18 protein-coding genes are annotated in these 19,812 nt (G+C 70.7%); 4 read left to right on the forward strand and 14 right to left on the reverse strand.

What is annotated here, in order from left to right; all coding sequences use genetic code 11:
* The first annotated feature begins 103 nt into the window (after positions 1-103).
* The 3 genes from ACK8N7_RS15785 to ACK8N7_RS15795 all read left to right on the forward strand — a co-directional run bounded on the left by ACK8N7_RS15785 (position 104) and on the right by ACK8N7_RS15795 (position 3,554).
* Positions 104-1,084, forward strand: coding sequence for a carbohydrate ABC transporter permease (locus ACK8N7_RS15785; protein WP_403216897.1), 981 nt, complete (start codon positions 104-106; stop codon positions 1,082-1,084).
* Complete coding sequence (locus ACK8N7_RS15790; RefSeq protein ID WP_500442838.1) at positions 1,081-1,992, forward strand: carbohydrate ABC transporter permease; 912 nt, start codon at positions 1,081-1,083, stop codon at positions 1,990-1,992. The genes ACK8N7_RS15785 and ACK8N7_RS15790 overlap by 4 nt, the downstream gene beginning before the upstream one ends.
* A gap of 134 nt (positions 1,993-2,126) precedes the next feature.
* Positions 2,127-3,554 (forward strand): GH1 family beta-glucosidase, encoded by a 1,428-nt coding sequence (locus ACK8N7_RS15795; protein WP_403216900.1) that lies wholly within the window; start codon positions 2,127-2,129, stop codon positions 3,552-3,554.
* A 61-nt stretch (positions 3,555-3,615) separates the two neighbouring features.
* Here the strand turns inward: ACK8N7_RS15795 and ACK8N7_RS15800 are convergent, their stop codons facing one another.
* From ACK8N7_RS15800 to ACK8N7_RS15830, 7 genes are all read right to left on the reverse strand, one after another.
* Positions 3,616-4,077, reverse strand: coding sequence for a hypothetical protein (locus tag ACK8N7_RS15800; protein WP_403216902.1), 462 nt, complete (start codon positions 4,075-4,077; stop codon positions 3,616-3,618).
* Positions 4,078-4,322: 245 nt separating this feature from the next.
* Positions 4,323-5,123, reverse strand: a complete 801-nt coding sequence (locus ACK8N7_RS15805) for a hypothetical protein (RefSeq protein WP_500442840.1) — start codon at positions 5,121-5,123, stop codon at positions 4,323-4,325.
* 93 nt (positions 5,124-5,216) lie between these two features.
* Positions 5,217-7,238, reverse strand: a complete 2,022-nt coding sequence (locus ACK8N7_RS15810; RefSeq protein ID WP_403216906.1) for a glycosyl hydrolase family 28-related protein — start codon at positions 7,236-7,238, stop codon at positions 5,217-5,219.
* A gap of 161 nt (positions 7,239-7,399) precedes the next feature.
* Positions 7,400-8,701, reverse strand: a complete 1,302-nt coding sequence (locus ACK8N7_RS15815) for a mannosyltransferase family protein (RefSeq protein ID WP_500442842.1) — start codon at positions 8,699-8,701, stop codon at positions 7,400-7,402.
* A gap of 98 nt (positions 8,702-8,799) precedes the next feature.
* Positions 8,800-9,246 (reverse strand): hypothetical protein, encoded by a 447-nt coding sequence (locus ACK8N7_RS15820; RefSeq protein ID WP_500442844.1) that lies wholly within the window; start codon positions 9,244-9,246, stop codon positions 8,800-8,802.
* On the reverse strand, positions 9,239-9,739 hold the full coding sequence (locus tag ACK8N7_RS15825; RefSeq protein WP_403216912.1) for a SigE family RNA polymerase sigma factor: 501 nt from the start codon (positions 9,737-9,739) through the stop codon (positions 9,239-9,241). Before ACK8N7_RS15825 ends, ACK8N7_RS15820 begins: the two co-directional genes overlap by 8 nt.
* A gap of 150 nt (positions 9,740-9,889) precedes the next feature.
* On the reverse strand, positions 9,890-10,435 hold the full coding sequence (locus ACK8N7_RS15830) for a GNAT family N-acetyltransferase (protein ID WP_403216914.1): 546 nt from the start codon (positions 10,433-10,435) through the stop codon (positions 9,890-9,892).
* Between the two features lie 372 nt (positions 10,436-10,807).
* Here ACK8N7_RS15830 and ACK8N7_RS15835 point away from each other — a divergent pair, with 372 nt between their 5' ends.
* The gene (locus ACK8N7_RS15835) at positions 10,808-11,758 is read left to right on the forward strand and encodes a Uma2 family endonuclease (RefSeq protein WP_500442846.1); all 951 of its coding nucleotides are present in this window, start codon (positions 10,808-10,810) and stop codon (positions 11,756-11,758) included.
* Between the two features lie 19 nt (positions 11,759-11,777).
* On the opposite strand, the gene ACK8N7_RS15840 is transcribed toward ACK8N7_RS15835, so the two are convergent.
* The 7 genes from ACK8N7_RS15840 to ACK8N7_RS15870 all read right to left on the reverse strand — a co-directional run bounded on the left by ACK8N7_RS15840 (position 11,778) and on the right by ACK8N7_RS15870 (position 19,648).
* The gene (locus tag ACK8N7_RS15840; RefSeq protein WP_500442848.1) at positions 11,778-13,730 is read right to left on the reverse strand and encodes an ABC transporter ATP-binding protein; all 1,953 of its coding nucleotides are present in this window, start codon (positions 13,728-13,730) and stop codon (positions 11,778-11,780) included.
* Complete coding sequence (locus ACK8N7_RS15845; protein ID WP_500442850.1) at positions 13,675-14,154, reverse strand: lasso peptide biosynthesis B2 protein; 480 nt, start codon at positions 14,152-14,154, stop codon at positions 13,675-13,677. Before ACK8N7_RS15845 ends, ACK8N7_RS15840 begins: the two co-directional genes overlap by 56 nt.
* Positions 14,151-14,402, reverse strand: coding sequence for a lasso peptide biosynthesis PqqD family chaperone (locus tag ACK8N7_RS15850; RefSeq protein WP_403217072.1), 252 nt, complete (start codon positions 14,400-14,402; stop codon positions 14,151-14,153). Before ACK8N7_RS15850 ends, ACK8N7_RS15845 begins: the two co-directional genes overlap by 4 nt.
* On the reverse strand, positions 14,399-16,291 hold the full coding sequence (locus tag ACK8N7_RS15855; protein WP_500442853.1) for an asparagine synthase-related protein: 1,893 nt from the start codon (positions 16,289-16,291) through the stop codon (positions 14,399-14,401). The genes ACK8N7_RS15850 and ACK8N7_RS15855 overlap by 4 nt, the downstream gene beginning before the upstream one ends.
* Positions 16,292-16,338: 47 nt before the next feature.
* On the reverse strand, positions 16,339-16,464 hold the full coding sequence (locus ACK8N7_RS15860) for a keywimysin-related RiPP (RefSeq protein WP_015610345.1): 126 nt from the start codon (positions 16,462-16,464) through the stop codon (positions 16,339-16,341).
* 1,009 nt (positions 16,465-17,473) lie between these two features.
* Positions 17,474-19,096, reverse strand: coding sequence for a chaperonin GroEL (groL, locus tag ACK8N7_RS15865; protein WP_403216923.1), 1,623 nt, complete (start codon positions 19,094-19,096; stop codon positions 17,474-17,476).
* Positions 19,097-19,441: 345 nt separating this feature from the next.
* Positions 19,442-19,648, reverse strand: coding sequence for a cold-shock protein (locus ACK8N7_RS15870; protein ID WP_003967346.1), 207 nt, complete (start codon positions 19,646-19,648; stop codon positions 19,442-19,444).
* Between the last annotated feature and the right edge of the window lie 164 nt (positions 19,649-19,812).

Genomic DNA, 19,812 nt, shown 5'->3' on the forward strand with positions numbered 1-19,812 from the left:
GCCGCTCCTCCCCTCCTTCCCGGGGCCGGTCCACCCGCGCACCACGGTGGCCCGGCCCCACCCCCGTAACGCTCTCCCGCCCCCGATCCCGAAGGGCCGCATCGTGTCCCTCACCACCACCGCGAAGGCCGGGCCCCGCAGCCCCGCCAAAAGCGGACCCGGGCCCGACGACGGTCGGGCAGCCACCCTCCGGCGTACCTGGCGCAAGGCGTCCCCGTACGCCTACATCGCCCCTTTCTTCACGCTCTTCCTCGCCTTCGGCCTCTTCCCGCTCCTCTATACGGCGTTCGTCTCCCTCTACCGGGTCGAACTCCAGACGAGCGGCGAGATGGAGTGGCGGGGCATCGCCAACTACACGGCGCTCTTCACCGACGAGTACTTCTGGATCTCGCTGCGCAACACGTTCACGATCGGCGTGCTGTCCACGGTCCCGCAGCTCGCGATGGCACTGGGCCTCGCCCACCTGCTCAACTACAAACTCCGCGGCCGCACCTTCATCCGGACCGCGATCCTGCTCCCGTACGCGACGTCCGTCGCCGCCGCCACCCTCGTCTTCGCGCAGCTCTTCGGCCGCGACTTCGGGCTGATCAACTATGTGATCGGGCTGGTCGGCTTCGACCCGGTGGACTGGCAGACGGGGACGGTCGCCTCGCAGATCGCCGTATCGACCATCGTGATCTGGCGCTGGACGGGGTACAACGCGCTGATCTACCTGGCGGGCATGCAGTCGATCCCGCACGAGCTGTACGAGGCGGCGGAGATGGACGGGGCCTCGCGCTGGAGCCAGTTCATCCACGTGACGCTTCCCGGCCTGCGCCCCACGATCATCTTCACCGTCATCATCTCGACGATCGGGGCGACCCAGCTCTTCGGTGAACCGCTGTTGTTCGAGGGGTCGATCTCCGGCGGTATCTCGCACCAGTACCAGACCCTCGGCCTGTACATGTACGAGCAGGGCTGGGGCTTCTTCCACCTGGGCCGGGCCGCGGCCATCGCCTGGGTGATGTTCGTCCTGATCGTGGTGCTCGTCGGGGTCAACGCCCTGATCGCGCGCCGCCGCGCACGCAAGGAGGCCGGCCGATGACCGCGCTCGCCGCACCGCCGACTGCCCCCGAGACGGGCCGCCCGCCGCAGGACCCGCCGGGCAGTCGGGTACGTAAGGGGGGCGCGGGCCGGACGATGAAGGGCGGCTGGCTCTCGTACGTCATCCTCGGCTTCGCCCTGCTCATCTCGGCGTTCCCCTTCTACTGGACGATCGTCGCGGCCAGCCGGTCCAACGCGGACCTGGCGCAGGTGCCGCCGAGCCTGCTGCCGGGCCCGAACCTGATCAAGAACTTCGAGGCGGTCCTCGAAGAGGCGGACATCGGCAAGGCGCTGCTGAACTCGCTGATCGTGTCGGGATCGATCACGGTCGGCACGGTCCTGTGCTGCACGCTCGCCGGATTCGCCTTCGCCAAGCTGAAGTTCCGGGGCCGGGGCGCGCTGCTGACGCTGACGATCGGGACGATGATGATCCCGCCGCAGCTCGGCGTGATCCCGCTCTTCATGCTGATCGCCGAACTCCAGTGGGTGAACCAGCTCCAGGCGGTCATCCTGCCCGGCCTGGTGTCGGCATTCGGTGTCTTCTTCATGCGCCAGTACCTGGTGCAGTCGCTGCCGGACGAGCTGATCGAGGCGGCCCGCGTCGACGGCGCCTCCACGGCCCGCATCTTCTGGTCGATCGTGATCCCGATCGCGCGGCCGGGGATGGCGGTGCTCGGGATGCTGACGTTCATGACGGCGTGGAACGACTTCTTCTGGCCGATCATCGCGCTCTCCTCGCAGGAGCCGACCGTGCAGGTCGCGCTGCGGCAGCTCGGCGGCGGCTATGTCAACGACCAGTCGGTGATCATGGCCGGCACGCTGCTCGGCACGCTGCCGGTGCTGCTGGTCTTCGGCCTGCTGGGCCGGCAGATCGTCGGCGGCATCATGCAGGGCGCGGTGAAGGGCTGACCCACGCGCCCTCACGCGGGACGCGCGAAGGGCCCATCCACACCCTCACCCAGGCCGCGCGAAGGGGGCGGCCCACGCGCCCTCCCCTCCCCTCTGCTCACCCCTCCTCCCCTCACCCCTGGAGTGTCCGTCTCATGACAGCTGTCGATGCCCGCCCGGCGACCTCCACAGGCGCCCGCCCCGAGACCGGGACGGGACTCCGCTTCCCCGCCGGATTCCGGTGGGGCACGGCCACCGCCGCCTACCAGATCGAGGGAGCGGCCACCGAGGACGGCCGTACGCCCTCCATCTGGGACACCTTCAGCCGCACCCCCGGCAAGGTCCGCAACGGCGACACCGGTGACATCGCCGCCGACCACCTGCACCGGATGCCGGACGACGTGAAGCTGATGCGGGAACTCGGCGTCACGGACTACCGGTTCTCCGTCTCCTGGCCCCGGGTCCAGCCGACGGGCCGGGGCCCGGCGGTGGAACGCGGCCTGGACTTCTACCGCCGTCTGGTGGACGAGCTGCTGGGCGCCGGCATCAGACCGGTCGCGACGCTGTACCACTGGGACCTGCCGCAGGAGCTGGAGGACGCGGGCGGCTGGCCGGAGCGGGACACGGCACACCGGTTCGCGGAGTACGCGGGCCTGGTGGCCGGGGCGCTGGGCGACCGGGTGCCGACGTGGACGACGCTCAACGAGCCCTGGTGCGGGGCGTTCCTCGGGTACGGGAACGGGGTCCACGCCCCCGGCCGCACCAGCGACCTCGCCGCACTGCGCGCCGCCCACCACTTCAACCTGGCGCACGGAGCCGCGACCCGGGTCCTGCGCGACCGCCTCCCCTCCACGGCCGAGGTCTCCCTCACCCTGAACCTCCACGCCCTGCGCCCCCTGACGGACACCGACGCGGACCGGGACGCGGTGCGCCGGATCGACGCGGTGGCGAACCGGATCTTCCTGGACCCGGTCTTCCACGGGCGGCTGCCGCAGGACCTGGTGGAGGACACGGCGGCGGTGACGGACTGGTCGTTCGTGAAGGACGGCGACCTGGAGGTCACCTCCACCCCCATCGACTCGCTGGGCATCAACTACTACTCCCCCAGCGTGGTGTCGGCGGGCCGGTCCGAGTCCCCCTCCCCCTGGGCGGGCGCCGAGCAGCACACGGCGTTCACCCCGGCGGAGGGCCCCCGCACGGCGATGGACTGGCCGGTGGACGCGAACGGCCTGTACGAACTCCTGACCCGCCTGCGCGACGAACTCCCCGGCCTGCCCCTTCTGGTGACGGAGAACGGGGCGGCGTACGACGACTACGCGGACCCGGAGGGCCAGGTCCACGACCCGGAGAGGGTGGCGTACCTGGACGCGCACCTCGGCGCCGTACACCGGGCGATCGAGGAGGGCGTGGACGTCCGCGGGTACTTCCTGTGGTCGCTGCTGGACAACTTCGAGTGGGCGTACGGCTACAGCAAGCGCTTCGGCATCGTCCACGTGGACTTCGCGTCCCAGCGCCGGACGGTGAAGGACAGTGCACGGTGGTACGCGGGCGTGATCGCGCGGGGCGGGCTGGAGAGGGACTGAGGGGGCTGGACTTGCTCGCGCCTGCGGCCCCGGGGCTTACCCCGGGGCCGCAGGCGACAGGTCAGATGCCCCGGGACGTCACGCACAGCGGCTGGGTGCCCTTGATGTAGCCGCTGCCGCCGCCCATGTCCTTCCAGAAGACTGCGCACCAGCGGTCACCGTGCGCACCGTCCTGCCATCCGGACCAATAGTGCGTGCGGTTCCTCCACTCGCCGTCGGTGCTGTTCGCGATGGTGCCGCGTGGACCGAACAGCTCCCAGTGGCCCATGCCCGTGCTGGTGGAGGCACGCACCTCCATCTTCACGACGTCGGCGTTGTACAGGTCACCCTGGAAGTCCACACACAACGTGTGGGAGACGAAGAGGGTGGCCGACCGGCAGACCTGCCGGTCACGCGGCGCGGCCTCGGCGGCAGAGGCGGAGACAGGGGCGGAGGCGATTCCCGCCAGGGCGAGACCGCGCCTGGTGAGCCGGACGCTCCGGTTCCGCCGCGCCTTCCGACTTTCGCTTCTCTGCACGAACATGCTGTGCCTTTCGGTGTTCCGGTCAGGACAAGGCCTGTCGGGAATCTCGCGGTCAGGGCTCGGTTGCGACCACGCCCTGGTTCCCCGCCGGCCCGACCCGTCGCGGGGACACAGAGAAGGCTCACAGCAGTCCATGACCGTTCCGTCCGACGCGCGTGACCGGACTATGACGGTTCCTCACCAACGGCTGCCACACGGAACGCACAGCGACTGACCTGGGGATCTCGGGCTCCGTTGTTACCGCTTCAAACGTGGCAGTGCACGTTGACGAGCAGAGTCTCGGCGGGCAACGCGTTCAGATAGGACTGAACCCCCACGTGCTCCCTGCCGAAGTCAGGCTCGTGGGCGCATTCGAGGGGGCCGTGGCATGCGCCGTGCAGGGGTGGGTCGCCGACTTCGTACCACCATCCGCTGAGCGTCAGCACGTTGCGCAGGGGCAGAATGCTGAACTCGTGGATTGCGACGTACTCCTCGCGGCTGCGCTGCCCAATGCCGACCGGATTCCAACCGAAGGAGAAGTGGTCCGCGATATCGGGCCGGGCCAGTGCCGGCGCAATGTCCACCCAGGCGCGGACCGCCGACTGCGCCCGGTAGTCAGTGGCCTCCCGTGATGTCTCGTACGAGTCCCTGGTCCCCCCGGCGGCCAGGTGACGGTGGAAGAACACCGACTCGTCGTCCGGGACCAGGTGGTGGGAGACCACCTCCTGCCAGCGGTCCCACACCCGGCCCGCGTGGTCGGCGGCCTCCGCCCGGAGGGCGTCGCGGAAGTCGATGAGCCCCCGCGGCCCGCCCGCGCACTCCCCGGGCACCGCGGGGTCCAACGAACCGTCCCAGCGAGGGCGATCCGCGATCAACCGCGGATCGCCCTCATGGCCCGCCAGCACCGGCAGGGCCACGGAACCCCGGATCCGGTAGCTGTCCCACACCTCCCACCCCATGCCGCCCGCGCCGTCCATCTCGAAGGGCGCCATCGCTTCCGCGACCGCCTCGTCCACCCTCTTCGCAGCCGAACCGGGCAGGCATACGGTGATCGACATTCCAGCCATCCCGGGATCGTAAGCACCCGGTTCACCACACGCCACCTCATTCTCCGACGACGGGCTCAGCGCCACGGGGCACGCTCAAGGGCGTGCTTCCGGTCACCAGGCCCCGGGGGCCGGGGGCGGGACCACCGGCGGGCGGTCGTCGCAGGTGATGGTGTTGGGCAGCAGCCACGGGGCGAGCCAGTCTCCGGTGGTGCCTCCGCCGTCGTTGCCGCCCAGGTCGGTGAGGCTGAACTCCGAACCGGTGGCGGGGAAGTTGAACGCCCCGCAGTTGTTGACGCCCACCGCCCCGACGTTCCGGGCGTCGACGTTCTCGAAGGTCGCCGAGCCCTTCGCCCGGGCACTGACCACCGACGTCCCCGTGCCGTCGACCCGGATGTCCTTGAAGTGCACGCCCTTGATGACGTGCTTGTCCTTCACCGGCCAGTCGGTGACGAGCATGATCGCGTTGTAGGTGTTGTCGAGGAAGTCGTTGCGGGTCACCCGGATGTCGGCGTCGATGTCCTGGTCCAGCGCGAAGAACCAGATGGCCCCGAGGCCGATGTTCCAGTTCAGTTCGTACGTCCCCGAGCGCACGGTCGTGTTGTCGGTGATGTCGAGCCGGCCGCGGAACGCCTCGGCGCCGAACCGCGCTCCGACATGCAGGGCGCTGCCCTCGCGGACCGGGTCGGCGATCAGGTTGCCGGAGACGGTGTTGTCGGTGCCGCCGTAGATCGCGATGCCGTTGGCGAGGACCGGGGACTGCACGGTGTTGCGGGCGAAGGTGTTGCCGGTGTTGGCGTTCCTCTCCGCCCACATGGCGAGCCCGTCGTCCCCGGTGTTGCGTACGAAGGTGTCGGTGACCGAGGAATCCCGCACGCCACCGTGGAAGTTGATGGCGTCGGCGATCTGGTCGACGATGATCGTGTCGCTGATCCGCAGGTTCTTCATCGGGCCGTCGAACCACATGCCGACCTTGGTGTGCTGGATGTGCAGGCCCGTGATGGTGGAGTCGCTCAGCGCCCCGCCGATGCCGTTGACCTGGTCGGTGTCGATGCGCTCGCGTACGTCGCCCTCGATGGCGAAGCCGGAGAGGTGGACGTTGCGGCTGCCGCCGTCCGCCGCGTCCTTCCCGTAGAAGCCGACACCCGTGTGGACCGAACCGTCGGGGGCGGGGGCGGGTAGGCCGACCTGGCGGCCCTTGATCTTCGTGTACCAGTGGCCCGCGCCCTTGATGGTGACGTCGTCGACGAGGATGTGCCGGTCCACGCGGAAGGTGCCCGGCGGGATGTAGACCTTCAGGCGGGTGCGTTCGGCGAAGGCGATGGCCTTGTCGATCGCGTCGGCGGAGTCGCGGCGGCCGGTCGGATCGGCCCCGAACGCCAGGACGTTGGCCGCCAGGAGGTCGACCTTCGGCAGGGGTACGAGTTCGGAGTCGAGTACGTCGATGACGGTCCACGCGGCCCGGCTGCCGGCCGGTGCGGTGAGCCGGACCGTGTCGCCCGCGCGGTACGTCCTGCCGAGCAGGAGCCGCTCCTCGTCGTAGAAGTGGTTCGGCCGGAACGGCTTGGCGATGACCGGCGCCGGGGTCGTCTCGGCGGGCACGCAGGCGCACTCGGTGATCCACCAACCGGGCTGCAGCAGACCGGCGTCGGGGTCGTTGGTGAACGGGTACTGGTTGTAGAGCCAGGAGTACTGCGAGGTCAGCGTCATCGTGGAGCGCTTCGCGCCGTTCACGGCGACGTCCAGCGGGGCGGTGATCCCGCCGCCGCCCGGCGCGTCCGGGATGCTGTAGCGCACGGTGATCGCGTTGGCGGAGCGCGGCAGCGTGAACTCGACGTGCTCGCCGGGTCTCAGCTTCACCGCCTTCCGCCCGGACGCCTCGGCGGGCAGCGTGTACGGGGTGCGGTCCGGCCCGATGACCGTGCCGTTCGTCGCCGCGCTCTCCGCCTCCTGCTCGACGAAGGGGACGTCGGCGCCCCGCCCCTCGACCAGTGCGGGATCGAGCGCCGCGCGCGTCACCGGCGTTGCGGGCGGGGTCCGTTGACCCTCGGCGCCGGAGGCCGTGGGGGCGCCGGTGAGGACGCCCAGCCCCAGGGCGGCGGCCGTCAGCGCGGCGATCGTGATGTTCCGTGGCATCGCAGGCCCGTTTCTCTCGGAAGGTGAGGCGACAGTAGGGCGGGCCGCGAAGCCACCACAAGACCTTTGCGAGAAGGTTTCGGATTGATGACGCATCTGTGCGTGGTGAAGTTGAGTTCTTGCGTAAACGACGAACACCGTCGTTGAGCAGTTGGCTGCCCTCAGCCCGCCCACCGCCCGGTGAGGAAGGCGAGGGCCACCAGCGCGGTCACCGGTACCGCCACGCAGAGGTACGCCGTCCTGAACCACGGGTGGCGCAGGCTCAGCGCCGCCAGGCCGATCCACAGCGGCCACCACAGCAGCGTGGCGCGGGGGATGGACGTGTACCAGTACGAGGTTCCCAGCGCCCACAGGCTCAGTGCGACGTACACCGCTTCGGGCCGGCGCCGGTGGCGTACCAGCAGCACGACCAGCGCCACACCCACCACCATCGCCGCCAACTCCGCCTGGAACATGGCGGCATAGCCGGTCGTGTGTACACCGTCGAACGCCGCGTTCCACGTGTTGGCCCACGCCTCCCACGGGGCGTGGAACTCCCGGTACCAGCCGCGTTCCTGCGCGTGCTTCCAGGCCATCCAGTCGCCCGTGCGGTCGTGCAGGTACCAGCTGTACGCGGCGGGCGGCAGCGCGGGCAGCGCCAGCCAGCCCACCGAGCGCCAAGCCCGTTGGCTCCCGGCCCTCCCGCCCCGGCCCCTCCCGCTCCGGGCCGAGAGCGCGAACAGCACCGCGATGGCGGCCGCCAGGAACAGACCGCTGACCCGTACCGTCGTCGCCAGGGCGGTCAGCGTGCACGCCAAGGCCCAGTGGTGGCGCTGGGCCGCCAGCCACGCGGGGAGCGCGAACGCCAGGAACAGCGCCTCCGTGTAGCCGGCCGTCAGGAAGACCACGCACGGGGAGAGCAGGAAGAACAGGACCGTGCGCCGCCCGTCGGTGTCCTCGGGGACGTAGGTGCGGGCTATGCGGGCCAGTGCGAGTACGGCTACGGCGCCCGCGACGAACGAGATCAGCAGGCCCGCGCCCGTCCAGCTCGGGACGATGGTGTGCACGGCCCTCAGGAGGAGCGGGAAGCCGGGGAAGAAGGCCTCCCGGTTGTCCCAACCGCTCACCCACGGGCCCGCGTCGGCCGGGAAGTAGCCGTCGCGCGCTATGTGGAGGTAATGGTTCGCGTCCCACTGCTGGAACGGCGCGAGGACCGGCCCCACATCCCGCGTGTCGGAGCCCCGGGGAAAGAGCCACCGGGCGCCGTGGGCGGTGATCCAGAGGGATATGCGGGTCAGGAGATAGAGCCCGAGCACCTGCCGGTCGGCGGGGCTCAGCCAGGAGAGCGACCGGCCGAACCGGACCGCCCACCGCTCACGCGATCCGGACGGGACGACCGCCCGGCGCTCGCTCGGTACGGACCGGGGCTCGGGGCTCTCAAGCCGTGGCGGGGCAGGCCGCAGTCCCGGGGGCAGGATGGACACTCAGGCACCTTTCGGGCGCGTCAGGGCATGGGGGACCGCCCGGTGAAGACGCCGGGGCACGGGGGTGGTGGGCAAGGGTCAGACGTAAAGGCCTGCCATCAGGGCATCGATGTCGCCCCTGCTGTCGATGTGGACGATGCCGGAGCCGTCGGCGCCTCCGTCGTGGGCGGGCCCCCCGGAGCGCTGGTCCTGGTGAACGAACCCGGCGCCCCCGGAGACGTATTGCCCGGCGTGGGCGGCTCCGTAGGCGTCCCGGCGGGCGGCGGTGGCGCGGGGGACGGGTAGCTGGGCGAAGGGCTCGTGGCCGGAGGGGCGGGCGACGGCGTGACCGGCAGCAAACCGACCGCGGCCGCACCGCCACCACCGACGACCAGGCACACCCCGACCGCGAGCGCGGCCATCCGGCGCCGCTGGGCCCGCATGCCGCGTTCGGTGATGTTCACGGCGGGGTCCGCCACGGAGCGGCCCTGCCCGAACTCCCCGGCCTGCCGGAACAGGGACCGCAACGGATCCTCCGACGCCGACCGGTCACGTGGTTCAGACATCAGGAGCCTCCTCCATGCGGGGGTCCTGCAGACGGTGGGCGAGCGCCGCCCGTCCGCGAACCAGATGCGTCTTGATCGTGCTCGCGGAAAGCGCGGTCTCACCGGCGATCTGCTCGACCGTGAGGTCGCACAGGTAGTGCAGGGTCAGGGTCCGCCGCTGCTGGGCGGGCAGTTCCCGGAGCGCGTCGACCAGCACCACGTGGTCCGGATCCGGCGGCGCGACATGCTCCGCCGCATCGCTCCCCCGGTGCCAGGCGTCCGCCGACCGCCGCCGGAAGCGCCACCGGCTCACCGCCAGACGCCACGCGACCGTACGGATCCACGCCTCGGGCTGCCCGTCCCGCTCCAGCCGCCCCCGCCGGACCCACGCCTTGACGAACGCTTCCTGCACGACGTCCTGCGCCTCCTGGAGGTCCCCCGTCATCACGTACAACTGTCCTGTGAGACGCGCGACCGCCTGGGCGTAGAACTCTTCGAACTCCTCGACGGTCAAAAGTGGCTCCCGGATCTTTCGCTTCACCGGGTATACGCCCACCGCCGGCCATCCGGTCTACAGCTCCGGCGAAGCATCGGAGTGATCGTCGTCACGGAACTCAGGAGGCCGAGACCCCGTCCAGCCGCCCCCGGGACCGGTCACCCCCCGTCACACCCCCAACCGCTTCTCCAGCAGCGTGACCCCGTAAGTCCGCCCGCCGTCCCCGGCCTTCCCCGACTGCTCGCCGACCACCGTGTATCCCGCGTCCTCGTAGTAGCGGCGGAGCCGGGTGTTCGACGTCAGGCAGTCGAGCCGGCACAGCTCCCGGCCGTACGCGGCGATCCGGCGCTCGGCCTCCGCCAGCAGTGCGCGCCCGGCACCCGGCGGGGCGGTCCGCCGGTCGGTCATCAGGCGGTGGACGTAGCCCGCGACCGGCGGCTGGGCGCCCCACGCGGGCCCGTCGTCCCACCACAGCTCCCACGCCCCGGCGCTCGGCCCGCCGGGATCGAGCGTGGCGAGCCACACCTCACCCTCGCGCAGCCTCCCCCGGAAGTGCTCCGGACCCAGCTCGCCGGGCTGCCACTGATCGATGCCGCGCTCGATCTGCCAGCGCGCGGCAGCGTCACGGAGGCGTACGAGCTCGTCCAGATCGGCCTCGCCCGCCTGGCGGAACGACAACTGGGCGGCGGCGCCGATAGGGCTGGTGTTCGTCATGCGGCGATCCTGCCGCACTGCTGTTCCACCAGCCTCTGCCCACTCACCCTCCCGGAGCTCAAGGGACGAGATCCGAGCGCTCTTAACAGTGATTGGGTGGATGGGTCAGCTTTCCCACCCACCCTCCCCGTCTGCGGAGTTGTGCGCAAAGTTGACTTTTCGTGACCGACTTGCCACGTACGGTCGCCAGGCTCTGGCGTTCGGGACGACAAGAGAAGAGAAAAGGCAACCCCGCCGGTGGTGGAACACCGACAGGGGTCTGACCAACGGAGATCGGACACAACGATCCCCATGGCTGAGAGCCACCTTAGTGCTGCCCCCTGCTCCCCGCACGAGGCCCCGCCCGCGAGCCCGCTCGCAACCCCGCACCCCATGTCCAAGCCCGGGTACGGCAAGCGCTCCGCACCTGACGAACGACCGCGCGGTGAGCGCGACTTCGCCCATCTCCTCCCCCGTGACGCCGCCGTCGCCGCGTACATCGACCGGCTGCCCGACGGCTCCGACATCTCCGTGAAGACCCTGGCCAAGCACCTCCCGTACGGCCAGTGCGCGCTGAGCACCACCCTCAACCGGCTCCAGGCCGCCGGGCATCTGCGGCCCGGCAGCGAGTGCGTGATCACCGACGAGGTGATGCTCTGGGTGACCCGGACCTTCTTCTCCCGCACGGCACGCGAGGACGAGTGGCGGAACGCCTACATCCGGGGTGACGCCCCACCGGACCGGCCCCAACGGCCCACCCGCTCGCGGGCGTTCATCCTGCTCGCCGCCCTGGGGCGCAAGAACCCGGCGCTGTCCCTGTCCCACACCGCCTGCGTGAACCTGGAACCGCAGGTCGGCGAGTGGTTCGCGCGGGGCGCGACGGAGGCGGAGCTGCTGCACGCGCTCACCGCCGGCCTGCCGCCCGTCGTCCACAGCGCCGCGAGCTTCGTCGAACGGCGCCTGCTCGACAAACTGCCGCCGGAGCGGGTCCTGCCCGCGCCCCGGACCGCCCTGCGCACCCTGGAGTGCGGCGAGTGCGGAGTCTTCGCCGGACAAGGGGAATGGGCGCCCGCCGACGGCGTCCTGATGACCGTGGAAGTGGCCTCCTACGACCGTGGTACCGACCTTCGTGACCGTAACGAGAAGCTTCACGGGTACGCGGCGGCGGGCATCCCCGTATACCTCCTGATCGACCGCGAGTCCGGAACACTTGTGGTCCACAGCGAGCCCGACAAGGGGCGCTACCGGCAGCAGCACTCGTACGACTACGGCGACACGGTGGCTCTCCCCCACCCCGTCAACATCACCCTGGACACCGAGGAGCTCAAGGACTACGCCCGCTGACCCGACGCCGTCCGTCCCCTCACCGCACCTCCGCCGCCAGCTGCGTCGTCGCAAGCTCGCGGTACAGGTCGTCCGACGCGATCAGCTCCTCGTGCGTGCCCGCCGTGCGGACCCGGCCCTCCTCCAGGACCACGATGCGGTCGGCGTGGCGGACCGTGGACAGGCGGTGGGCGATGACCAGCACCGTTGTCTGCTCAGCCAGTTCGAGGATGACATCGCGCAGCGCCTGCTCGTTGACCGCGTCCAGTTGCGAGGTCACCTCGTCGAGGAGGAGCAGGCGGGGGCGGCGCAGCAGGGCGCGGGCGATGGCGATGCGCTGGCGTTCGCCGCCGGAGAGGGTGACGCCCCGGTGGCCGACCGCCGTGTCGAGGCCGTCGGGCAGCCGGGCGACCAGGGTGTCCAGGCGGGTACGGGCGACCGCCTCCGTCAGCCTCTCCTCCGGCGCGTCGGGGGCGGCGAAGAGAAGGTTCTCCCTCAGCGTGCCGGCCAGGACCGGTGCGTCCTGTTCCACGTACGCGATCGAGCCGCGCAGCTCCGTCAGCGGCCAGTCCCGGATGTCCCGGCCGTCGACGGTGATCGTGCCGCCGTCGTGGTCGTAGAACCGTTCCAGCAGGCTGAACACCGTCGACTTCCCCGCCCCGGACGGGCCCACCAGCGCCACCAGCCCGCCCGTCGCCACATCGAACGTGACGCCCTTGTGGGCCGGGGCGCGCTCGTCCCCGTACCCGAAGGTCACGTCCTGGAAGGCGACCCCGAGCGGGGTGCCGTCCCCCGGCACGCCCCCACCCCCGCGCCCGGGTCCGCCGGAAGGTTCACCCGGCAGCGACTCCACCTCGTCGATCCTGCGTACGGCGGCGAGCCCGCTCTGCAGGCCCGTCCAGCCCTCGACCAGGCCGCCGATCGGGCCCATCAGGTAGAAGAGGTAGAGCAGGAACGCGATCAGTGAGGAGACCTCCAGGGAGCCCGACGCGACCCTCGCTCCGCCTACGCCCAGCACGGCCAGGAAGGCCAGTTGGATCGACATCATCATCGTCACGTCGGAGACCGAGGACCACTTCGCCACCGACACCCCCCGGTCGTGCGCATGCCGTGCCGCCTCGGCCACGGCCGCCGCCTCCCGCTCCTCGGCGCCGCTCGCCTTGACCGTACGGAACGCCTGCAGCACCCGGTCCAGGGCCGCGCCCATCGCACCGACGGACTCCTGCGCACGGAGCTGCGCGCGCTGGATCCGGGGCATGAGCAGAGCGGTTACGGCTCCGATACCGACGATCACCACCAGCGTCACGCCCAGCAGCGTCAGGTCCATGTACGCCATGAACGCGACCGTTCCCAGCAGCATCAGCACGCTGTTGAACGACTCGACCAGGCCGCTGGAGAGGACGGTTCGCAGGAGGGTCGTGTCGCTGGTCACGCGGGCCTGGAGGTCGCCGGGGGTGAGCCGGTCCACCGCCGGGACCTTCAACCGCATGATGCGGCCAACGAGTTGGTCGCGGGCGCGGAGTACGACGCCTTCTCCCGTACGGGCCATGAGGTAGCGGCCGTACGCGGAGAGGCAGGCGCCTGCGAGTACGAGCGCGGTGAGTGCGACGAGGGGCGCCACGGGCGAGCGGTCCGCGGCGAACGCGTCGACCGCGTACTTCGCCATCAGCGGCATCGCCAGCCCGGCCGCGGATCCGGCGAGCGAGAGCAGGCCCGCGCGGATGAGTACGCCCCGGTGGGGGCGGACCCGGGCGAGGAGGAGGCGGAGGGGAGTGGGGCCGGACTTCTCGGGGGCCTTTGCGTGAGGCGCGTGGGGTACGTCTGCCTCAGGCGACCGCCCGCCCGCACCCGCGCTCTCCGGCCCCCCAGGCGACCCGCCCACGCCCGGCTCCCCCGGCCTCCCCAGTGCCTCCAGTGCCTCCAGCGCCTCCAGCCCTTCAGGCGACCCGTCCTGCCCCGCCCCCGTCGTCCCCGTCCCTGCCACCGTGCTCACCCGGAACCCCCTCGCGTACCGTCACCACCATCAAAGGACGCAGATCGGCCGCTTCCGCCTGCTCGCCGACCGTACGGCCCCCCGCCTGTACCCAAGCATGCGGCGAGAACGGCGGTGCCGTCCGGACCCCCGCGCACCAGTCCGGCCAGGTCCCCGACATCCGGCACGTCAGGGCGATGGCGACCGAACGGGGCAGGCAGCCGTAACGGCCCGCGCAGCGGCGGCTGGTGGCGATGACGGCCTCGTACACCTCCAGCGTCGCGTCGTACGAGGCCGGGCGCGCGCCCCTGCTGCAGCGGGCCAGCACCCGGCGCAGGCGGCCCGGCTTGAAGCGGGCCAGGACGAACGCCGCGGCGATCGCGGCGCGCAGCCGCAGTCCGCCCGGGCCCGCGCCCCGGCGGGGCATCGTCATCTCGGTGGTCATGGGCGCAGGATCTTCGCCTCGACGAGTTGCTGCGTCAGCTGGGCGACGTCCGCCTCCGCCTCCGCGCGCTCGACATCGAACTCGGCGACGATCCGCTCGACGGCGGCCTCGGGGGCCCGGCCCGCCGCGAGGGTCTCGACCACGATGACGCTGGTGTCGTTCAACTGCCAGTAGCTGCCGTCCTTCTCGTCGAGGAGCACGCCTCCGTACTCGGTCGTCGTGACGGCGATGCCTTTTCTGAGCTTCACAGTCGTGCCTCGCTGGTCGTGGGGGTCAACTGGGAGATGGACCAGGCGTTCTCGGCCGTGCGGAGCCAGGTCTCCCCGGCCACGGTGGAGCTGATGGAGTGCTCGACCAGGACCGGCGAGAAGGGTTCGGCGGCGAGCCGGAGCAGGTGGCGGGCGTCGACCAGGCCGTGTTCGGCGAGCCGGGAGCCGGTCCACAACTCCGCCAGTTCCGGAGCGTGTTCGCGCAGGCCCTGGTGTTCGTCGGAGGACATGTGGTCCTTCGTCGTCCGGGCCAGCAGCGCGTCCGGCACCACCCCGCGCATCGCCTCGGCCAGCAGCGGCTTGTAGCGCCAGGGGCTGATCCGCTCCTCCAGGCGTACGGCGAGGGTCGCCTCCAGGACCCGGTCGTCGTAGAAGGGTGCGGCGACCGGAAGCCCGACCGTCATGCCGATGTCCTCCATCGCCTGGAAGTGCCGGGCCCCCATGCGTACGGCGTCGATGTCCACATGCCGGCCCCGCCACGGGTGGATCGGCTCGGCGTGCTCGGCTGCGGCCCGGAACTCCTCGGTGATCAGGGCGTTCGCGTGGCCGGTGAACCACGGGCGCAGGGACTGCCGTACGCCCCAGGAGAGCAGCGGGGTGCGGCTGAGGGGCTGGAGTTCGGCGGTGACCGCCCCGGCGATCCAGCGGGGGAAGGTGGAGCGGTCCAGCAGGGCCTTCACCGTCGGCAGGAGCGGCCAGCCGAGCTGGTGGCGCAGGCCGCTGAGGTGGTTCCAGGCGGTGAAGGGGTTGCCGTGGAAGAGGTCCTGGTAGGCGTGGGGCAGGCCGAGGAAGAGTTCGTCGCCGCCGTATCCGGTGAGGTGGTAGCGGGAGCCGGTGGCGTGGGCGGCGCTCAGGAGGAGGTGCGCGCGGGCCCGGCCGGGGGCGACGGGGAGCGGTTCGTCGTTGAGCTCGGCGGCGGTGGAGGCCAGGTCGGCGTAGAAGTAGGGGGCTCGGTCGGCGGGGATGACGTGGTGGTCCAGGGCTGGGTCGGCGCCCGGGGCGCTCCGGTGCGCCGCCTCCACCGCCCTGCGGGCCCACGTCTCGTCCTCGCTGTAGCGGTCCCGGGCGGCCACGGTCAGCAGGGACAGGGTCTCCGGGCCGGTCGCGCGGGCGGCGAAGGTGAGGGACGTGGAGTCCATGCCGCCGGAGAGCTCGCAGCTGATCCGGTCCAGGCCGCCGACATGGGCCCGTACGGAGGCGGCGACGGCGTCCCCGACTCTTCGGGCGCCCTCCGCCAGGGAGAGTTCCGCCGACGGGGGCTCCCACCAGCGGTACTCACGAGGGCCGGGAGCGGTGGCCGTGCCCGGTGCTGCGGCGGGCAGGGCCAGTCCGTACCCGGCCCCGGTCTCGTGCACGCCGCGCCACAGGGCGCGCCGGCTCAGGGGGTGCGGCAGGAAGTCGAGCATGCGCAGGGCGAGCGCGCCGTCGTCCAGGGGTGCGCCGGTCAGGCGGGCGAGGACGGCGGGGCGGTCGGAGGCGATGGTGCCGGCCTCCGCGTGCCGGGCGTGGTGGATCCGGCGGAGGCCGGAGGCGGTGCCACGGATCCAGGTCTCGCCGGAGAGGCGGGCGACCACGTGGTACAGGCCGGGCAGCCGGGTCAGGCGGCGCTCCAGGGCGGACCGGTCGCGGGCGCCCTCCAGGAGGCCGGAGAGCATGTCCTCGGGGACGCGGTCCGGGCCGATGAGCACGAGGGCGTCGTCGCCCCGGCGGAGGTGGCTGACCTTGCGGAACAGCGGGCGGGCGACGACCCAGGGGCGGCCCGAGGGATGGGTGACGGTCGCGGCCGGTGCGGGAAGGTGCCCGGCCACCGCGTGGCCCGCCACGCTGTCCGGCAGGACGACGAAGTAGTCACGCAGGAGGCCGGGCATCTTCACCTTTCGGAAGTTCTCAAGCGGCTGGCGAGGAACGGGACGGCCTAGTAGACGATGCGCCGAACCCAGTACTCCTTGTACGAGCCGACGAAGTAACCGGCGGTCTTCTTCGAGAAGTCGCCCTGCTTGAACAGCGACGGCTTCACGTAGGCCTTCTTCTGCAGCTTCATGACACCTTCCCTTCTGTGCGGTTGACGACCGTTATGACCAACTGGTGCGTGCATAACAGGAGTTATTCCTGCGACTGGTGTTCACCAGGTGAACACCAGGGGCATCATGTCCCGCTGCTGAACCGGTACGCATGATTCCGACTTACCGCGCAAAGTTGGCTGGATAGCGCGAGCGGGGAGGACGGGCACCGGGCCGCCCGGCCGTACGGCGGTCCGCCGACCCTGTCGGCATGTGCAGTCGCACACCGGCGAGGCCAGGCAGGGCAGTGGAATGGACCAATGGCTGTACGTGGCGGCCGGACCCGGCGGTGAGCTGCCCGTAGATCGAACGTCCTTCTGCGGAACGGGAGAACCGGTCGGCCGCACTCCCCGGGCCGCCGCCGCTGTCCACGAATGGCCACAGCGCCACCGGCATCGGCATCGGCATACGCGCGAGAGTTCGCCCTGCCGAAGAGCCCGCAGAGGGAAGAGCGGAAGAGTGCTGCAAGTAAACATTCGGCCAAGCCGACCACCGTCGACGAGTGCGCGAACCACCGTCCGCCGTCGAAGACCTGGGTCGCGGTGATCGTCCCGGCGTCGTTCCTGCCGTCGTGGTCCGCGAAGAGGATCCGCGTACGCCCGATCTCCGCCGGCGCGGGCACACCGTCCACATGGGCGCGGAGCGCTTCCCGCGCGATCAGCTCGCGCTCCTTCTCGTTGGCGCGCTGCTGGGCGGGGCTCTCGCCGAAGCAGTGCCAGACGGTCTGCCCCTTCTCGGCGCGCGTGTCACGGCAGTCCATCCGCGCAGCCGTCATGGCCGTCCGCCCCCGTTCGCATGCCGCCCGCGTCCCCCGCGCGCGTGACAACCGTGCCCGCATTGTCCCGGGGGCGCCGGGCCCTGGGATGCCACGCACGTCACAGAGGTGTCGCACGCACGCCACAGGGGCGGCACCCCCCGTGAAGGAGGTACCGCCCCTGTGGGACGTACGCAGAACTTCGATCAGCCGGAGACCGGGGTCCCCGCGGCGGATCAGAAGTCCATGTCACCGCCCGGCATGCCGCCCTGAGCGGCCGCGCCGGCCTTCTCGGGCTTGTCGGCGATGACGGCCTCGGTGGTGAGGAAGAGCGCGGCGATGGACGCGGCGTTCTGCAGAGCGGAGCGCGTGACCTTCGCCGGGTCGATGATGCCCTCGGCGATCATGTCGACGTACTCGCCGGTCGCGGCGTTGAGACCGTGACCGATCGGCAGGTTGCGGACCTTCTCCACGACGACGCCACCCTCGAGACCACCGTTGACGGCGATCTGCTTGAGCGGGGCCTCCAGCGCAAGCTTCACGGCGTTGGCGCCGGTCGCCTCGTCACCCGTGAGGTCGAGCTTGTCGAAGACTGCCGAGGCCTGGAGCAGAGCCACGCCACCACCGGCGACGATGCCCTCCTCGACGGCGGCCTTGGCGTTGCGCACCGCGTCCTCGATGCGGTGCTTGCGCTCCTTGAGCTCCACCTCGGTGGCGGCGCCGGCCTTGATGACGGCCACGCCGCCGGCCAGCTTCGCGAGGCGCTCCTGGAGCTTCTCGCGGTCGTAGTCCGAGTCGGAGTTCTCGATCTCGACACGGATCTGGTTGACGCGACCCTGAACCTGGTCGCTGTCACCCGCGCCGTCGACGATCGTGGTCTCGTCCTTGGTGATGACGACCTTGCGGGCCCGGCCGAGCAGGTCCAGGCCGGCGTTCTCCAGCTTGAGACCGACCTCCTCGGAGATCACGGTGCCACCGGTGAGGATGGCGATGTCCGCGAGCATGGCCTTGCGGCGGTCGCCGAAGCCCGGAGCCTTGACGGCGACGGACTTGAACGTGCCCTTGATCTTGTTGACGACCAGGGTGGAGAGCGCCTCGCCCTCGACGTCCTCGGCGATGATCAGCAGGGGCTTGCCCGACTGCATGACCTTCTCCAGCAGCGGGATCAGGTCCTTGACGCTGGCGATCTTCGAGTTGACGATCAGGAGGTACGGGTCGTCGAGCGACGCCTCCATACGCTCCATGTCGGTGGCGAAGTAGGCCGAGATGTAGCCCTTGTCGAAGCGCATACCCTCGGTGAGCTCGAGCTCCAGACCGAAGGTCTGGGACTCCTCGACGGTGATGACGCCTTCCTTGCCGACCTTGTCCATCGCCTCGGCGATCTTGGCGCCGATCTCGGTGTCGGCGGCGGAGATGGAGGCCGTCGAAGCGATCTGCTCCTTGGTCTCCACGTCCTTGGCCTGCTCCAGCAGAGCGGCGGAGACGGCCTCGACGGCCTTCTCGATGCCCCGCTTGAGGGCCATCGGGTTGGCGCCTGCGGCGACGTTGCGCAGACCCTCGCGAACGAGAGCCTGAGCCAGAACGGTGGCGGTGGTCGTACCGTCGCCGGCGACGTCGTCCGTCTTCTTGGCGACCTCCTTGACCAGCTCCGCACCGATCTTCTCGTACGGGTCCTCGAGCTCGATCTCCTTGGCGATGGAAACACCATCGTTGGTGATCGTGGGCGCGCCCCACTTCTTCTCGAGGACGACGTTACGGCCCTTGGGGCCGAGGGTGACCTTGACGGCGTCGGCGAGCTGGTTCATCCCGCGCTCGAGACCGCGCCGTGCCTCCTCGTCGAACGCGATGATCTTGGCCATGTGAAGTGGTCCTCCCGGACAGGGGTGGATTCTCCGGACCGAGAGGCGCCCGCGACGGACGGCCTGCCTGCGTGGTGGTTCCTTGCCCCACCGCGCCTGCGGGCCTCACCGGCCCGGTCCAAGTTTCTGTCACTCTCACCTGGAGAGTGCTAACGCCAATGATTAGCACTCGACCCCTGCGAGTGCAAGCGTCCCCCTCGGATGCGGCCCGGATGGGGCCCGGATGGGGACAGCGCGGTCACACCGCGCCGGGCCACGCGCCGGGGCGCACGTAGGGCCCGACCCCCTGATCCGGGGGTCGGGCCCTACGTGCGTGAGTAGTGACGTCGGACGGCCGCGCCGAGCTCAGCCGACGGCGAGCTTGACCATGTCGGCCTGGGGCCCCTTCTGGCCCTGCGAGATCTCGAATTCAACTCGCTGACCCTCTTCGAGGGTGCGGTACCCGTCCATCTGGATCGCGCTGTAGTGGACGAAAACATCCGCACCACCGTCGACCGCGATGAAGCCGTACCCCTTCTCCGCGTTGAACCACTTGACGGTGCCCTGAGCCATGCCTAACTCCCCTATAACTGGCCCTTGCACGGGACCGCACTTCGCGGGCCCGGGTCGGAACTCACCCTCCGACAGGAGAGGGTGTGCGGCGCCGCAGCGCGTCGACCGCGGCCGAATGTATCCGCCCAACTGCCCTCTGCAACAGGTCAATCGGACGAGAATTC

The sequence above is a fragment of the Streptomyces griseobrunneus genome, assembly GCF_046713465.1.
Classification (GTDB): domain Bacteria; phylum Actinomycetota; class Actinomycetes; order Streptomycetales; family Streptomycetaceae; genus Streptomyces; species Streptomyces microflavus.

Excerpts from the sequence above, each read along its gene's own strand:
- ACK8N7_RS15810 (WP_403216906.1), bottom strand. The coding sequence starts at position 7,238 with ATGCCACGGAACATCACGATCGCCGCGCTGACGGCCGCCGCCCTGGGG.
- ACK8N7_RS15805 (WP_500442840.1), bottom strand. The coding sequence starts at position 5,123 with ATGGCTGGAATGTCGATCACCGTATGCCTGCCCGGTTCGGCTGCGAAG.
- ACK8N7_RS15795 (WP_403216900.1), top strand. The coding sequence starts at position 2,127 with ATGACAGCTGTCGATGCCCGCCCGGCGACCTCCACAGGCGCCCGCCCC.
- ACK8N7_RS15830 (WP_403216914.1), bottom strand. The coding sequence starts at position 10,435 with ATGACGAACACCAGCCCTATCGGCGCCGCCGCCCAGTTGTCGTTCCGC.
- groL (WP_403216923.1), bottom strand. The coding sequence starts at position 19,096 with ATGGCCAAGATCATCGCGTTCGACGAGGAGGCACGGCGCGGTCTCGAG.
- ACK8N7_RS15855 (WP_500442853.1), bottom strand. The coding sequence starts at position 16,291 with ATGCCCGGCCTCCTGCGTGACTACTTCGTCGTCCTGCCGGACAGCGTG.
- ACK8N7_RS15790 (WP_500442838.1), top strand. The coding sequence starts at position 1,081 with ATGACCGCGCTCGCCGCACCGCCGACTGCCCCCGAGACGGGCCGCCCG.
- ACK8N7_RS15800 (WP_403216902.1), bottom strand. The coding sequence starts at position 4,077 with ATGTTCGTGCAGAGAAGCGAAAGTCGGAAGGCGCGGCGGAACCGGAGC.
- ACK8N7_RS15820 (WP_500442844.1), bottom strand. The coding sequence starts at position 9,246 with ATGTCTGAACCACGTGACCGGTCGGCGTCGGAGGATCCGTTGCGGTCC.
- ACK8N7_RS15845 (WP_500442850.1), bottom strand. The coding sequence starts at position 14,154 with ATGACCACCGAGATGACGATGCCCCGCCGGGGCGCGGGCCCGGGCGGA.
- ACK8N7_RS15860 (WP_015610345.1), bottom strand. The coding sequence starts at position 16,464 with ATGAAGCTGCAGAAGAAGGCCTACGTGAAGCCGTCGCTGTTCAAGCAG.
- ACK8N7_RS15835 (WP_500442846.1), top strand. The coding sequence starts at position 10,808 with ATGTCCAAGCCCGGGTACGGCAAGCGCTCCGCACCTGACGAACGACCG.
- ACK8N7_RS15870 (WP_003967346.1), bottom strand. The coding sequence starts at position 19,648 with ATGGCTCAGGGCACCGTCAAGTGGTTCAACGCGGAGAAGGGGTACGGC.